Annotated in this window: 8 protein-coding genes; 1 reads left to right on the top strand and 7 read right to left on the bottom strand. The window is 69.2% G+C overall.

Going from position 1 to position 15,756, the window contains the following annotated elements:
- Positions 1-96: 96 nt before the first annotated feature.
- The 3 genes from ftsY to HNR09_RS15795 form a co-directional block, all read right to left on the bottom strand.
- Positions 97-1,302 carry a signal recognition particle-docking protein FtsY gene (ftsY, locus tag HNR09_RS15805; protein WP_179542894.1) on the bottom strand — a complete coding sequence of 402 codons (1,206 nt, stop codon included), beginning with the start codon at positions 1,300-1,302 and terminating at the stop codon, positions 97-99.
- Positions 1,303-1,425: 123 nt separating this feature from the next.
- Positions 1,426-2,664, bottom strand: a complete 1,239-nt coding sequence (gene wecC / locus HNR09_RS15800) for a UDP-N-acetyl-D-mannosamine dehydrogenase (RefSeq protein WP_179542893.1) — start codon at positions 2,662-2,664, stop codon at positions 1,426-1,428.
- Between the two features lie 217 nt (positions 2,665-2,881).
- Complete coding sequence (locus tag HNR09_RS15795) at positions 2,882-4,963, bottom strand: acyltransferase family protein (protein WP_179542892.1); 2,082 nt, start codon at positions 4,961-4,963, stop codon at positions 2,882-2,884.
- A 310-nt stretch (positions 4,964-5,273) separates the two neighbouring features.
- On the opposite strand from HNR09_RS15795, the gene HNR09_RS15790 reads away from it, so the two are divergent.
- Positions 5,274-7,433, top strand: a complete 2,160-nt coding sequence (locus HNR09_RS15790; protein WP_179542891.1) for an acyltransferase family protein — start codon at positions 5,274-5,276, stop codon at positions 7,431-7,433.
- Here HNR09_RS15790 and HNR09_RS15785 read toward each other — a convergent pair.
- The 4 genes from HNR09_RS15785 to HNR09_RS16545 form a co-directional block, all read right to left on the bottom strand.
- Entirely contained in the window at positions 7,420-8,814 is a 1,395-nt protein-coding gene (locus HNR09_RS15785; RefSeq protein ID WP_179542890.1) for an ATP-grasp fold amidoligase family protein, read from the bottom strand. The two genes, HNR09_RS15790 and HNR09_RS15785, sit on opposite strands and share 14 nt — an antisense overlap.
- A 140-nt stretch (positions 8,815-8,954) precedes the next feature.
- On the bottom strand, positions 8,955-11,765 hold the full coding sequence (locus HNR09_RS15780; RefSeq protein WP_179542889.1) for a glycosyltransferase: 2,811 nt from the start codon (positions 11,763-11,765) through the stop codon (positions 8,955-8,957).
- Complete coding sequence (locus HNR09_RS15775; protein WP_179542888.1) at positions 11,762-12,142, bottom strand: hypothetical protein; 381 nt, start codon at positions 12,140-12,142, stop codon at positions 11,762-11,764. Before HNR09_RS15775 ends, HNR09_RS15780 begins: the two co-directional genes overlap by 4 nt.
- Positions 12,143-12,287: 145 nt before the next feature.
- Positions 12,288-15,716, bottom strand: coding sequence for a glycosyltransferase (locus HNR09_RS16545; protein ID WP_179542887.1), 3,429 nt, complete (start codon positions 15,714-15,716; stop codon positions 12,288-12,290).
- Between the last annotated feature and the right edge of the window lie 40 nt (positions 15,717-15,756).

The raw sequence follows: 15,756 nt of genomic DNA, 5'->3' as shown, positions 1-15,756 counted from the left end.
CTCACCCGGGATCACTGGGATCCGGGGCGACAAGCGGGAGCTTACACGCGGCAGTCTTGACTGCGGAGAGGCCTGGCCTGGACGGGAGGGGTGAGGTCAGCGCTCCTCGAGAAGGGCGTCGACGAAGCTCTCGGCGTCGAAGGGTGCGAGGTCGTCCGGACCCTCGCCCAGGCCGACGAGCTTCACCGGAACACCCAGCTGGCGCTGGATGGCGACGACGATGCCGCCGCGGGCCGTGCCGTCGAGCTTGGTGAGCACGATACCGCTGACGTCCACGACCTCGGAGAAGACCTTGGCCTGGTTCAGGCCGTTCTGCCCGGTGGTCGCATCGAGCACCAGCAGCACCTCGTCCACGTCGGAGAGCTTCTCGATCACGCGTTTGACCTTGCCCAACTCGTCCATGAGGTTGGCCTTGTTCTGCAGGCGGCCGGCGGTGTCCACCATGACGACGTCGACCTCGTGCTCGATGCCTGCGGAGACGGCCTCGTAGGCCACCGAGGCGGGGTCGGCGCCTTCGACGTCGGACTTCACGGTGGGGACGCCCACCCGAGCGCCCCAGGTGGTGAGCTGCTCGGCCGCGGCGGCACGGAAGGTGTCCGCGGCACCGAGGATCACGTCCTTGTCCTCAGCCACGAGCACACGGGCGAGCTTGCCGACCGTGGTGGTCTTGCCGACGCCGTTGACGCCGACGACCATCATGACGGCGGGGCGCCCTGAGGCGTCCAGGGTGAGGCTGCGGTCCAGGGAGGGGTCGACCAGCGCGGTCAGCTCCTCCCGCAGCAGAGACCGCACCCTCTCGGGGTCTCGGGAGCCTTCGACGGTGACCCGTTCGCGCAGCCGCTCGACCAGCTCCATGGTCGGCTCGGTGCCGAGGTCGGCCATCAGCAGGGTCTCTTCGATCTCGTCCCAGACGTCCTCGTCGATGGAGTCGGAGGAGAGCAGGGCCAGCAGCGACTTGCCGAAGACGTTGTTGGACTTCACCAGCCGGGCGCGCAGCCGTGCCAGACGGCCGGCCACCGGCTCGGGGGTCTCGACCGCAGGGGCCGTCGTCTCAGGGGCCTCCTCGACCGCTTCGACGGACTCGGCCGCCTCGACGGCGGCCTCCTCCTCCGAGGTCAGCGGCGCGGTGTCAGCCTCTGTGACAGCGGTGCCAGTCGGCCCCTCAGGGTGGTCGTCGGCGTCGCGGGTCTCCGGATAGGTCCCTTCGGGGAGCTTCCTGCCGCCCTGCAGCAGGAAGAAGCCGACGGTCCCGGCCAAGATGACTGCCAGAACGATGAAAAGGGTCAGAACGTCAAAATCCACCCGCCCAGTGTGTCACAGTCGGTGACTCTGGAGGGTGGATTTCGCCCGTGCCGCCGCAGGCTTCGGCCGGTGGGACCGCACCGAGGCCGTGGTGGGTGTCGGAAGCCCCGCACGCGGTGGGGATCAGCGCCAGATGCCGCGGGAGTCGATCACCGTATGACCAGCCAACCGGGCCGGATCAATGGCCTTGAACTGCCCATGATCCACCAGCAGCACCAACACCTGCGCAGAACCCAACGCCTGATCAATCCCCGCCAGAGACACATTCGAGGCCTGCGCCAGAGACTTCGGCAGCTCCTCGATATGAGGCTCCACCGCCAAGATCCGCGCCTCCGGAGCACGCTCCGCCAGACGCTCAGCGATCGAGAGCGAAGGAGACTCCCGCAGATCATCGATATCAGCCTTGAACGCCAGACCCATCAACGCCACCGTAGCCTCACGACCATGATGCTCCAAGGCCTGCTCGATCCGCCCCAGCACCCACTCAGGCTTGGCATCATTGGTCTCCCGAGCAGTACGGATCAACCGCGCCGCCTCCGGAGCCGCATCGACGATGAACCAGGGATCCACCGCGATGCAATGCCCACCCACCCCAGGACCAGGCTGAAGGATATTGACCCGCGGATGATGATTGGCCAGACCGATCAGCTCCCAGACATCGATGCCCAGCTGATCACAGATCACCGAGAGCTCATTGGCGAACGCGATGTTGACATCCCGGAAGCTGTTCTCGGTCAGCTTCGCCATCTCCGCCGTCTTGGCATCAGTGAGCAGCACCTCACCGGTGCAGAAGTTCTCATAGAGGACCTTCGCCGCCTGCGCCGCCTCAACGGTCAGACCCCCCACGATCCGGTCATTGGTGATCATCTCCACCATGATCCGTCCCGGCAGCACCCGCTCCGGACAGTGCGCGACCAACAGATCCCCGGCCGAGAGATCCGGACGAGCTTTCAAGATCCGCTCAGCCATATGCTCCGTGGCCCCCGGCGGAGAGGTCGACTCCAGGATCACCAGCTCCCCACCGGTCAGCTTCGGAGCGATCCCATCAGCAGCAGCCTCGATATAGGACAGATCAGCAGAATGACCCTCGGTGAACGGGGTCGGCACCGCCACGATATAAGCATCCGCACTCGGGGTCTGGGTCGAGGCAGAGAGCATCCCCGCCGCCACCGCACGCTGCAGGACTTCCCGCAGACCAGGCTCCACGAAGGGCACCTGACCATCATTGATCGCCTCGACATTGCCCGCCGAGACATCCATGCCGATGACCCGCACACCACTGTCAGCCAGAATCGCGGCCGTGGGCAATCCGATATACCCCAGACCGATCACACCGACAGTCGAGAACTCCCTCGAAACCACAAGAACTCTTTTCCTCGAACTACACGAAACAAGACCATGAGACCTCAGCCGCGAGACCGGCCCACCCCCGCTCCGGGCCAGGCCTGAAGAGATTCCGCAGGCAGACAAGGGAGCGCAGACGTGCACAGCACGGCAACGCCAGCAACTCTATATCACGTCACTATCACCAGCCCCTCCACAGCGCCGACCGGAGGCGGCGGATGACCGGGCCGTGCCCTCAGCGGAACAGCTCCGGGATCTCCTCCTGGAGCTGGTCCTCCAGGATCGGGGCGAGGGTCTCCACGTAGTAGGTGCTCAGGTGGCTGCCGTCATACCAGACAGGCACATTGCCGACGACGGCGTCACAGGTCCGTTCCGGACAGATGTGCTCGGTCAGGTCCACGGTGTGCACTCCCTGGGGCATGTCCTGGACCTCCAGCGGATCGGTCTCGGCGATCTGCGCGGGGTCGCCTCCGCAGTCCAGCGGAGTGCCGCCCTCGGCGAGGCAGTCGGCGACCCGCTGGGAGGGGCGCGGGGTGCCGCGCATCAGCAGCAGCTCGGCACCAGTGTCGACGATCTCCTCCCAACGTTCCGGAGCGCTGTCCACGATGAACTCGCCGTCCCGGTCCATGACGGTGCCGGGAGTGACCACCAGATCGGGCTCCCGCTCGGCCACAGCGTCGATGAGGTTCTCGTTCCAGGCCGCACAGGCGTTCGTCGCGGCGTTCTCGGTCGACTGGAGCCGGCAGCCGGACTTGTCGGCGATGATCAGTTCCCAGCCATAGGTGTCGGAGAGCATCATCCAGGCGTGGTGCCACTGTCCGGCGTGGGAGCCGCCGGTGATCATGACCGTCCGTGAGGGATCGGGCGGCGGATCCGGATCCTCACAGATCAGCACCTCGGCGGTGTCCATGCCGCCGTAGGGAGGCTGCCGGCAGTCCCAGGTGTAGTACTGCGGCCGGTCGGCGGCCAGCAGCTCGGGTCCGGGGAACATCTCCGCTCCCGCCGGGGCGGAGTCGGCATCCTCGACGGTCACGGCCGCTCCGGGGTGCTGCTGTCGGTCTGCGCCGGCCATGGAGTAGCCCTCGGGAAGCTGCAGCGTCGTGCCGATCAGGGCGATCGTGGTGACCGCTGCGCCGATGGCCAGTGATCCCGCGGCCGCAGTGAGCGGAACGCGCGGCGCCAGCGATCCCCCGGATGCCGTGCGGCGTTCGATCCCCTGGAACGTGGCCCAGCCAGCCAGCAGCGAGAGTGCCACCAGGGCCATCCCGTCGAGCACGCCCACCTGATCACGGCCGGAGAGCTCGAGATGGAAGATCAGCAGGGGCCAGTGCCACAGGTACAGGCCGTACGCGATGTTGCCCACCCACGCCAACGGTCGCGTGGAGAGCAGCCGTGTCGCCGACGTCGCGGGGTCTGCCTGTCCGCCCTCCGGGCCTGCGGAGGCCAGCACCAGGGCCAGGCCGAGCAGCGGCCAGAGCGCCCAGGGTCCCGGGAACAGCGCCGCGCCGTCGAGGACGAATCCGCAGGAGAGGATCAGCAGCAGTCCGGTCCATCCTGCCGCCCCGCGCAGTCGACGCGGCAGGGTCAGGCGCGCGCCGAGCAGAGCCAGCAGCCCGCCGAAGGCCAGCTCCCACATCCGGGTGCGGGTCATCAGATAGGCGGCCTCCTGGTGCTGCTGCTGCATCAGCAGTGCGTAGGCCAGGGAGGCGATGAGCACCAGGGAGACACACACCGTCATGACCTGGATCGCGGGTCGGCGCAGCGCCCGGGCCACCAGGACGGAGAGCACAGCCAGGATCGGCCAGAGCAGGTAGAACTGACCCTGGACCGAGAGCGACCAGAAGTGCTGGAAGGGGCTGCTTCCGGGGCCGGCAGCCTCATAGGCCAGTTGGGAGGCCACCAGCTCGATGTTCTCGAAGTACAGGAGCGCCGCGCGTGCCTCGGTGAGCATCTGGTGGTGCTGAGTGCTGGGCAGGATCAGCAGTCCGGCCATCGTGGTCACCGCGACGGCGACGACGGCCGGCGGCAGGATCCGCCGGGCCAGCCGGGCGAGATACCGTGCCAGGCTGATCCTCCCGCCACGGGAGGCTGCCTCACGCAACAGCATCGCGGTGAACAGGAACCCGGAGATCGCCAGGAAGATGTCGATGCCGCCGGAGACACGTCCACCGCCGAAGATGTGGAACAGCACCACGCCGAGGATCGCCACGCCACGGACTCCGTGCAGCTCGGGCCGGAAACGGCTGACGGGGACGCCGCGGTCCAGGGATCGGGAGTGGGCGGCCGACGACGGCGCAGAGGGCGGGGGTGTGGACAAGGTGGGGTGCTCCTGGAGTCTCGTGGCGGCATCCACTGTAGTCCGACCATGATCGGGTCAGGAGACTTCGTCGGTGAGTCCCCCGTCATCGTCAGCCGCAGTGTGACGAGGCGGACCGGCACCTGGCGGACGTGCAGGTTGGCGGAGAAAACTGGGAGGTCCCCATGAACTTGCTGGAAGACCCGCCGGATCGATCCTTGCTGCGGCGGCGCATCGGTTACTGTTCGCTGGGACGGTGTGACGCCAGGACCCGGGCCGACCGCCACTATCCCTCCCAGATCAGATCCGCTGAGACAGGACAGCCACGCAGATGACCGCATCCTCCACCACGCCCCAGGCGACGCCGGCCCCCACGCCGTCCATGTCGGGTCGGTCGCGGCGGGGGAGCCGATTCCAGCCCGAGATCCAGGGGCTGCGTGCTCTTGCCGTGCTGCTCGTCGTGGCCTACCACTTCTGGCCCGAACGTCTGCCGGGCGGCTATGTCGGCGTCGACGTGTTCTTCGTGATCTCCGGATATCTGATCACCGCTCACCTGTTCAAGGAGGCGGCCCGCACCGGCACCGTGAAGCTCGGACAGTTCTGGGCCCGCCGGATCCGTCGCCTGCTGCCGCTGAGTCTGCTGGTGCTGCTGGTCACCGCTGTCACCGCTGTGCTCGTGCTGCCCTCCACCGCGTGGCAGTCCACGCTGCGCCAGATCGTCGCCTCCACCCTCTATGTGCAGAACTGGATCCTCGCCGCTGACTCGGTGGAGTACTCCAAGCTCGACGAGCAGGCCACGGCGGTGCAGCACTTCTGGTCGCTCTCCGTCGAGGAGCAGTTCTACGTCCTCTGGCCCTTGCTGCTGGTGCTGGCCCTGCTGGTGACCGGCGCCCGCGCCGCGCGCACCCCTCAGGCTGTCCGCACCACGTTCATCGCTGTGCTCTCCGTGCTCGGCGTGGCGTCATTCGTCTTTTCCGTCTGGTACACCGGTCAGGACCCCGCGCAGGCCTATTTCGTCACCCCGACCCGGATATGGGAGTTCGCGCTCGGCGCGCTGCTCGCGCTGGTGATGGGATCCAGCCAGTTCACCGGCCGGCTGGCCGACCTGCTGGGATGGCTCGGCCTGGCGATGATTCTCTCCTCGGCCTGGTTCTACTCCGAGACCACGGCCTTCCCGGGCTGGGCCGCGCTGCTGCCCACTGTGGGAACTGTGCTGATCCTGATGTGCGGTGGGCGAGGGGCAGGCACCGGCATCCACTGGTGGCTCTCACGGCGCCCCGCCACGGCTGTGGGTGACTGGTCCTACGCGATCTACCTCTGGCACTGGCCGGTGGTGATCTTCTCGCCCTACCTCAGCGATGAGGCCGATCGCTGGTACGTCAAGGGCCTCCTCATCCTGGCTGTCATCGGTCTCTCCGCCTTCAGCACCCGGTACGTGGAGACCCCGCTGCGCCGTACGCGCCTCCTGCGCCCCACCTGGGGCAGCCTGGTGGCCGCGGCCGCCGGGATGGCCCTGGTGATCTCCACCGCGCATGTCGCCGTGGCCGCCGTGGAGCGCGGCTTCGCGGACACGGAGCTCTCCGAGGACCACCCCTGCTACGGGTATGCCGCGCTGGCGAACCCGGACCAGTGCGGGGATCCGCTCGAGGGCGATCTGGGACTGATGCCGAATCCGGCGCAGGTGACCGCGCAGAACAGCGAACCCGCCTACCCGGACTGCCAGGCCGAGACCGACGCAGAGGGCGTTCCGGAGTGCTGGCTCGGTGCCGGAGCCTCCGCTGCCGAGGGCACCATCGCCGTCGTCGGCGACTCCCATGCCACCATGTGGCTGCCGGCCCTCGACGAGATCGCTCAGGAGCACGACAAGCGTCTGCTCGTGCTCACCCGGTCGGCGTGCACGCCGCGAGCCGGCGAGATCGACGAGGACTCCGGAGAATGTGCTCGGGCCAACGCCGAGATCGTCGAGAAGCTGGCTCAGGACGAGGACGTCGAGACCGTGGTGATCGCGGCCAGCCAGATGCACAGTTCCTTCGGGGATCCGGGCACGGACCTCGACCTGCCTGCGCACGACGTCGAGCTGACCGACACCGCTCGGGCGATGTACGCTCCCATCGACGCGTGGCTGGAGGCCGGCAAGGAGGTGGCCGTCTTCGGTGAGGTCCCACGGATGAACAAGGAGAGCCAGGAGGAGCAGACCTTGCCTGAGTGTGTGGCGCTGCACGAGGACGACGTCACCGCCTGTGATGATGACCTGGAGGACACCCGGGTCGGTGACCGCTGGCTGACCCGGTCTGAAGACGTCTTCCGGGGCGTGGAGAACTTCCACTTCGTCCCGACCGAGGATCTGCTCTGCGACGAAGTCACCTGCCATGCCGTGCTCGGCGGGGCGATCACTTTCCGGGACAACAGCCACCTCTCGGAGAACTTCGTGCGTTCCGTCACCGATGAGATCGGTCAGAGGCTTGAGGACGCGATCCTCAGCGCGGACTGAGGGCTGAGGGAGTCGCCGCATCCTGGTGCGGCGCGGGCACGCCGTCGACGATGGAGCCCTGGGACTCCTCCAGGGTGTGGCGCTGCCCGGTCTCCTCCGGGGCGGTGAAGTGCTTTTGGGCCTCGGCCTGCAGCCGCGGCCAGGTCGAGGGACCCTGCGGCTCGGCAGAATCCCTGGCGTCGGCATCGACCTCCGGGTACCACCAGGTGTACTCCTGAGGGCCGAACAGCGTGCCCGCAGGCCGACCGCGGGCGATGTCGCGGGAGAGCCGGACCTCGGCGCGCATCCAGGCCGCCCCGAGCGCCAGGTCATGGTCCAGCAGGTACTCCTGGGCGCCGCCCGGAGTGGGCGTGAGCTCACCGAGCACGGGGCCGTCCTGGGTGGCGTAGAGGTCCACGCGCACGAAAGGGGTCCCCACGGCGACCGAGAGTCGACGGGCTGCGGCCATCAGATCCGCCCACTGCCGTGGCGCGGTGATGGTGTCGTCGTAGGCGGCTCCGGGGAGCACCTCTCCGAGGCACCTGGCCTGCGCGTCGAAGTACCGTCGGGTGAAGGACTTCCGGTCCATGATCTCCACACCCTGGGTGCGCATCACCAGCACCTGGAGGATCTCTCCGTAGGCGGTATAGACCTTGATGTCCTCGGGGATCCGCACCTCGGCATCGGGAACTCCGTCCGCGACGGCCCCGGGAGCAGACCCGGAAGCTGACTCAGGCTGGAGGAAGGACTCCAGGAAGAACGGCCCCCGGGCGCGATCCAGCCGGCGCATCACAGGGGCCTCGAGCACGCCGTCCTTCGACGCACGGTGCCCGGTCAGGGTCTCCCATCCGTGGGCGGTCCGCCGCAGCGGCACGACAGCAAGCCCACTGTGACCACCGTCGGCCTTGAGCACGAAGTGGTCGACACCGTCAGCGCTGCCGAGGTCGTCCTCGAGGCGGATGTCCTCGGCGCGCTCCCACACCCGGTGGACGGTCGGGATCCTCACCCCGTGGCTCTGGGCCAGCGCGTAGCTGCGCAGCTTGAACGGCAACTGCGTCGCCGGGGAGGTTGCCTGCCAGCCGGAGAACTTCGCGGTGTTCACCGCAGCGATGTGGGAGGAGAGCTTCGCCTTGAACGAGGAGCGACGATAGCGCGCGCGGTCCTCTTCCGCGGCCTCGAGCCTCCGTTGGGTCTCCTGCAGCTCCTCACGGAGGCGGGCCTTCTCGGCATGGGACTGCTGGAGCCGTTCCCGGATCGAGGTGCGTGCCGCGGAGAGCAGGTCCTGCAGCTCCTGCCGCGAAGCGGCCAGCTGGTCGACGCGGGTCTCCAGGAACGCGATCTTCCGGTCGCGCCAGCCGATGCCTGGGATCCTTCGGCGCAGCGCCGGAGGGACATGAGGCATGGCATTCCTTCCCGTGGCTGACAAGCGTCGACGGTCCCGGCCCGCGGTGGCGGACGTCGCTGGATCCAACGTACTGTGCGGCCGCGGTTTCGGGAAGTCGCCGCAGGCGGAGTTCTGGGCTGAGCGGCGGCTGGCGAGGCTCAGCGGCGCTTCGCCGAACTCCTCCGTGCCTCCTCCAGGTCATCCCAGAACTCCAGCGCGGCAGGGTCGGTCCAGACATGCTCGCCGTAGCAGGCGAGCAGCTCCGCCAGGTTCTCCGCGGCCTCGTACCACTCCTCGGGTCGGACCTTCTTCAGCTTCGGCAGGTGCCAGGAGACCAGGAAACGCTCCAACCGGTCCCGGCGGTAGGCCTCCAACAGCCCCACTTCGTCCAGCCACCGGGCCCGTGCGCTGTCCAGCGGCAGGTACTTCTTGAAGTAGCTCGGATTCAGGGTGTTGATCGTCGAGTTGCTCACGGCCATGTAATACGTGTGCACGCCGACGTCGAGGGTCCGGATCCGATGCGCATAGTGCAGCATCTGCTGGAAGAAGTAGGAGTCCTGCCCGACGGCCCCGGGGGGCTGGCTGATGCCCAGCCCCTTGAGCCAGTCGGTGCGCGCGACGACGGTCTGGATGCCCAACGGACGGAAGCTCAGTGTTTCCAGCGCGCGGTCAGGCACCGCCAGAGAACCGTCCTCCTCGATCTGGGCGGCGAAGGTCTCCGCAAGGATCCCCGCGTAAGGCAGCCGGGTGTGTCTGCGCGCCCATTGCGACATATTCCCCAGCACGAAGTCCACGTCCGGGTGGGCTGTGATCTCCTCGTAGAGGCGGGCATAGCCGTCCTCGATGGCCTCATTGTCCGGGTCCAGGTAGGTGAGGTACGGGGTCTGCGCCAGTTCGAGTCCGGTGTTCCGGGGGCGGGAGGCCGAGCCTGATCCGCCACGGGCATGGTGGAAGGAGCTGACGTTGCGGTGCGCCGTGGTCAGCTCCTCGACGGTGTCCAGGGTCACCGGGTCGGTGGAGCCGTCGTCGATCAGCAGGATGTGCATCTGGTCGAAGACGGTGGACCGCCGCAGCGAGGCGAAGGCCTTGTGCCGCAGGTGCTCGCCGTTGTTGTAGACCGGCACGATCACCGAGAGGTCCAGATCCTCACGTGCGGCCGTCCGTGCGACCTCCCCGCGGACCGCCTCGAGGTCCTCACCGTGGGTGAGAGCGCTCGGGGCCCGCCGGACGGTGTCTTCCGCAGGACCTCCGGCAGAGTCTTCTGCCGCCGTGGTCTCGTGGGAGCGGACGTGGATCTCCGCGAGCCCCGGCTCGCGGAGATGGTGCCCCAGGTGGTCCTGCAGGTGGATTCGGCCGGCACCGGCGCACAGCGCCTCGGGCGAGGCCAGCCGCGCGGCATCCGGGTGCAGCCACGCGCTGAGCGAGATGTCGGTGAGCGGCCCGTCAGGGGCCGCTGCCGGCCAGGCCCGATCGGCGCTCAGCCCGGGACCCTCCAGGTCGCGATGGGCGTGGCGGTCTGCGGCCTCTGCACTGTCGGCGTCGATCTTCCCGGTCACCGGCGCGGACTGGTACGAGAGCGCGGCCAGGTGGTCGTCCACATAGGTGGGGGAGTAGCGTCGGCGGGCAGAGACCGGCAGCAGCACGTCGAACGTGCCTTCTCGTCCGGGAAGTTCGGACCAGCTCACGAGCTCCACTGCGCCGGACTGCTGGACCTGCAGCTCCTCCGCCAGGAGCTGGTCGGCGCGCTCGTCCTCGGTAGTGACCGCCAGGACCCGGTCCGCGGCGTCCGGGACCCGGAGCCCGGCGATCCTGAGTGCCTCGCGCAGCACGTCGACGGCGTGGTGCCGGCGGAAGGCATGGCGCACGCCGTCGCCCTGAGCGCGGCGAAGCTCCTCCAGGTGCAGCTCCTCCAGGCCTGCGGCCACGTCCTCGGCCGAGTTCGCGATGTGCACTTCCGGGTAGTGCGAGTTGAGCCCCTGGTTGTAGGTGGAGAGCACCAGGGAGCTCGAGGCCAGCAGGTCCAGCGTCCGTGGTGAGAAGAAGGTCTGTGAGCCGGCCACCTCCTGGGTCACCACGCTGACCGGGGCGAGCCGGTCCAACTCGGAGACGAGCGTCCGCGCCGAGGGAGCAAGGTGCGGTCGGTGCCGCACCGGGGTCCTATGACGCCAGGCCCCACGGCCATGGACGTTCTCATCGATCAGCAGCTGTGACCCCGAGGCGATGACCCCGTCGTGGATCCACTGCAGACTGCAGCGGGCATCCTTGTCGAGAGCTCCGGCGCGCCGGCTTTCCAGGTGTGAGACCAGGCGCATCGGCTGCTGACGAGATCCCAGCGGGGATCGGCGCAGCGGGCTGATGGGGTGCACCAGCTCGGCGACCTGCACGGAGGCGGGGACTCCGCCGCGGTACTCCTCGGCTGCCGTGTCCGAGACGGCCAGGACGACGTCGCAGCGCGCGGCGAGCCTGATCTCCGGCGGCTGGGGCACCGGGAGCGTGAGGTCCAGGTAGATCAGCGGGATGGAGGCCTCCCGGGCGGCGGCGATGACTCGGCCGCGGGCTCGCGGTGACTTCACCGTCTGTGGGGAGAGCAGCACCGCGTCGGCAGGCGCCACTGCAGACTCCCAGTCGTCCGGGTCGACGATCTGCAGATCGGCCGAGCCCTGCAGGATCTCTGCCAGCTGCGGATCACCGAGGACGGCGAGGGAGCAGGGCAGGGCAGGGCGTGAGGCGCCGGACTCCAGCACAGGGAGCGCACCCACGGCGGGGAGCAGCTCTGCGACCAGCTCCTCGCTGCCCGACCGTCCGCCCCAGAAGGGCGACGAGTCCCGGACGCCGAGAGTGTCCAAGGAACCGTGGACGCGCAGCGCGTCCAGGGGATCGGCCGAGCTCATCAGCTGGCCGACCTGCTCACGCGCGCGGTCGAGCTCGGCCTGACGTGCGGCGGGGCCCACCAGACGGGCCGGGGTCACCGGGAGAGCCCTGCTCGCCGGGCAGCCTTCCCGACCTGGCGGCGCACGCGGCGCTTCGCCGCACGGAAAGTGCGCTCCGGCTCCTGGACGGCGTTCTCCACACGTCTGAGCACCTGGCCGACGCGGGAGTCGGAGGAGTCCGGTGCCGAGGGCGCGGAGGCGGGTGCGGTGACATGCCTGCCTGCGGCCACGCGGTGCTCGAGCTTGGCGACGCGGGCGCGGAGCTCGACGATGTCGGACTCCTGGGTCCGCTCCAGCTGGTCGTAGGCCCAGCGGAGCTCGGCGAGCAGAGCCTCCTGCTGGCCGAGCAGCGCGACGATCACGTCACGTGCGTCCTCCGACAGGGGCTGCTGCTCGGTCGCGGCATCTGCACTCATGCGGGTCCTCAGTACTCCTCGTCATGGAACGGGCCGGGCCCTGAGCTCCGCAGGGGAGACAGGACCCGCGCCGGGCGGTGGGCTCTGGTTCACGCTAGCGGCTCTTCCTGGGAGAGCCGCTAGCGCGGTGCCCACATCCGGATGGTCAGTCGAGCTGGCCCTGGATGAAGCTGCGGGCCTTCGGTGACGTCCAACTGTACTCGCCGTAGGCGTCGGCGATCTCCCGCAGCACGGCGGCGGCCTCCTGGCGCTCATGCGGCAGGACACGCTTGTACTTGCTCAGGTACCAGGTCACGAAGAAGCTCTCGAAGCGCTGCTCCTTATAGGCCTCCAGCAGCCCTGTCTCGCGGAGCCAGGCGGAACGCGCCTGCTCGAGGATCAGATACTTCCGGAAGTACTTCGGGGACACCACGTTCACGATGGACGTGTCCACCGCGCCGTAGTAGGTGTACACCGGGCGGTAGACCGGGGCGTAGGCCCTCGTGTGGTAGAGCAGCTGCTGGAAGAAATATGTGTCCTGACCGACTGCGCCCTCGGGCTGAACCAGCTCCAGCGACTTGAGCCAGTCGGTGCGGGCCACGAGGGCCTCGATGCTCGCGGGCCGGAAGCCGATCGCGGGGAGCGTGCCCCGGTCCACCCGGAAGAGTCCGTCCCGGTGGGGGATCGCACCGGCGAACCAGGCGTGGTAGTCGTGCACTGTGCGCCGGGAGGTCCAGACGGCCATCGTGCCCAAGGCGAAGTCGGCGTCCGGCTCCTCCTCGAGACGTTCCATGAGCTCCCAGTAGCCGTCGTCGAGCTCCTCGTCATCCGGGTCCAGATAGGTCACGTACGGAGTGAAGCTCAAGGCGAGGCCGGTGTTGCGAGGCCGGGAGGCGGAGCCTGATCCGCCACGGGCATGGTGGTAGGCGGTGACGTGGGGCCAGTCGTGGGCCAGCTCCTCCACGGTGTCCACCGTGGCCGGGTCCGTGGAGCCGTCGTCGACGAGCAGGATGTGCATCTGCTCGAAGACGCTGGAGCGGCGCAGCGAGGCGAAGGCCTTGTGCCGCAGATGGTCTCCGTTGTTGTAGATCGGCACCACCACCGCGAGCTTGAGGTCGAGCTCCTCGGCGGTGCGACGGGCCTCGTCCTGCACCTGGGGCAGATCGTCGCCCTGGTGCGGCTCCGGCAGCGGGCGGCGAGGACGTGCCGCCGGGGAACCGGGGGCGGGGGCCACCGCGGTGGATCCGGCGGAGGGGGTGTGTGACGACTGGGAGGACGGCGACGGCGCCGACGAGGCCCGCGCAGCGTCTCCCCGTCGGCGCATCACCGTGGGGGTGTGCCTTGAGGTGTGGGCCTCCCCGCGGACCACCTCCCAGAACGAGGGCCGGGCCATGGTGGTGCCCGGTGAACCCTTGGTGCCCGACGAAGCGTCGCCGCTCGACGATCCGGTGGTCCTGCGCGCACGATGGTGCCCCAGGTGGTCCAGGCAGTACACCCGCTCCTGCTCGGCGGCCTGGTGCAGCGACTCCACCGAGGAGAGCAGCGTCGGCTCCGGCCGCCACCAGGCGGTCAGGTCCAGGTCCACGACGCCGGTGCGGTGCCGGTGGGCCTGCGCGTCGGTGGCGGCGGCGTCACCGTCGAGCTTCTGGGTGACCGCAGCCGACTGATAGCGGAACGCCGCCACATGGTCGGCCACATAGGTGGGGGAGTGCTGTCGGTCCGCAGAGACCGGAAGCAGCACGTCCAGCTGAGCGGCCACGGTCTCGGCGCCCTCGGCGGTGATGCGCCGTTCCAGCTCCTCCCAGGTGATGAGCTCGACCTCGCCGTGACTCTGCTCAGCCATCTCGCGTGCCAGGGCCGTGGTGTGCTCGGTCGTGACGGCGAGCACGCGTTCACGGACCGGAGCGACCTCGAGGCCGGCACGGGCACAGATGCGGCGCAGCACATCCGAGGCGTGGTGGTCCGTGAAGACCTTCCGGATGCCGTCGCCCTGGACGCGGCGCAGCTCTTCCCGCGACGTCAGCTGCAGGGTCTTGGCCACATCCTCGGCGGAGTTCGCGATGTAGGTGTGCGGATGGTACGAGTTCAGCCCCTGGTTGTAGGTGGCGATGACCATGGTGCCGCAGGCCTGCAGCTCCAGCACCTGGGGGTCGAACACCGCCTGGGAGCCGACCACGGCGTTGATGGCGAGCGCCACGTCCATGCCGCGCTGCAGGCTCTCGGTGCCGTAGGTCAGGTCGATGTCGGCGGCCTCGTCTGCGGAGATGGTCCAGGGGCCGTACCGGGTGGGGATCACCCAGTGCTCGGAGTCCGGGGCCTGGGAAGGGTCCGGCTGGAGGAACACCGCCGGACGGCCGGAGATCAGCGCTCCGTCCAGCAGGGCCGGGGCATAGGGCGGTCGGGAGAGATGGGGGGCGGGATGAGACTGCTCGCAGCCGAGCAGCGCCACCAGGTCGGTGCGAGCAGGGCGGGTCCCGAGGGGGCTGTGGATCAGCGGATTGACCCCTGCGGGCACCACGTCCACGCTGATCGAGTCGGTCTCCTGGGCGCGGTACAGTGCGGCGGCCTCGGCATCGGTGGTCACGATCCGGGAGCAGGCGCGCGCGAGCTCCCCGGTGGTTGCGATGTCGGTGCCCGCCGTGGAGAGCAGCACGGTCGGGATGCCGCGTCCGCGGAAGGCGGGGATCACGGTCTGGGCCAGGTGGCGCAGTGCCAGGGCGTGCTCGAGCGCCTGCCGCTCCCCGGGCTCCTCGGCCTCGTCCAGGGCCTCCAGCAGCGCGCGGGCCTCGGGGTCGGCCGCCAGCGCTTCCTCCCACTGCAGCGGAAGCGGGCCGGTGTCGGTGGCCACCAGGAGCACGTCCAGGTCGTCGAGGAGCTCCCGCCAGGTGCCCCCGGTGAGCCCGACGACGTCGGCGAGGCCGGTGAAGCGGGAGTGCACCCGTGGCGAGGCGATGAGCCCTACTCGGACCGGCAGCTTCGGCCGGGAGATGCCCAGTTCGCCGTCGGGCAGGCCCTGAGACGCCTCGAGCGCGTCCTGGAGCTGGCGGGCGGGCGTGTGCAGAGCCTCGGCGCCGATCTCGGCCGGGACCGTGAGCGCCTCGAGGTCCTGCGCGCCGAGTGCTGACACCGCCGAGGGGGCGATGGAGGAGATCTGGTCGAGGAACTCGTGGCGCTGCCGGTGCTCGTCGGCCCGCAGCCGGTGGGCCTGCGCGTGGGCTCGGCGCAGCCGGTCCGTCGGGCGGGCCGAGGAGTCGGCGGCGGCCGCATAGGCTGAGCTGCCCGTCCCGGTCGCGAGGGAGCGCGCACGGCCCTTGCGGGCTGTGGCGGAGGCGTCGTCGGAGGTGCCGGACTCCCAGCTGCCGGCGGCCCGGTGATGGGCGTCCTCCACTGTGCGCAGCATCGCCTGGTGGGTGCCCAGGGCGGCCGCGACGACCTCGGCATCCGTGCGCGTGCCGGCCGAGGCGACCGCGGGTGAACCGTCGTCCGAGTGCCCGTCCGCAGACGGAGCAGGGGCGGGTGGGGAAGCCGACGAGGCGGCGACAATGGAGGCGGGCACCGTCTGCGGCCCTGCCGGGGGAGTCTCTGTCCAACGCACATTGCTACTCTAGAGGTTCGGCAGTTGACACGCCCGGTCG

This window comes from Nesterenkonia xinjiangensis, assembly GCF_013410745.1.
In the GTDB taxonomy this organism is placed as follows: domain Bacteria; phylum Actinomycetota; class Actinomycetes; order Actinomycetales; family Micrococcaceae; genus Nesterenkonia; species Nesterenkonia xinjiangensis.
The sequence above is the reverse complement of the archived record's forward strand: the minus strand, read 5'-3'. Positions and strand labels throughout refer to the sequence as shown.

Coding starts and splice junctions, on each gene's coding strand:
- HNR09_RS15790 (WP_179542891.1), top strand. CDS start 5,274: ATGACCGCATCCTCCACCACGCCCCAGGCGACGCCGGCCCCCACGCCG.
- HNR09_RS15785 (WP_179542890.1), bottom strand. CDS start 8,814: ATGCCTCATGTCCCTCCGGCGCTGCGCCGAAGGATCCCAGGCATCGGC.
- HNR09_RS15775 (WP_179542888.1), bottom strand. CDS start 12,142: ATGAGTGCAGATGCCGCGACCGAGCAGCAGCCCCTGTCGGAGGACGCA.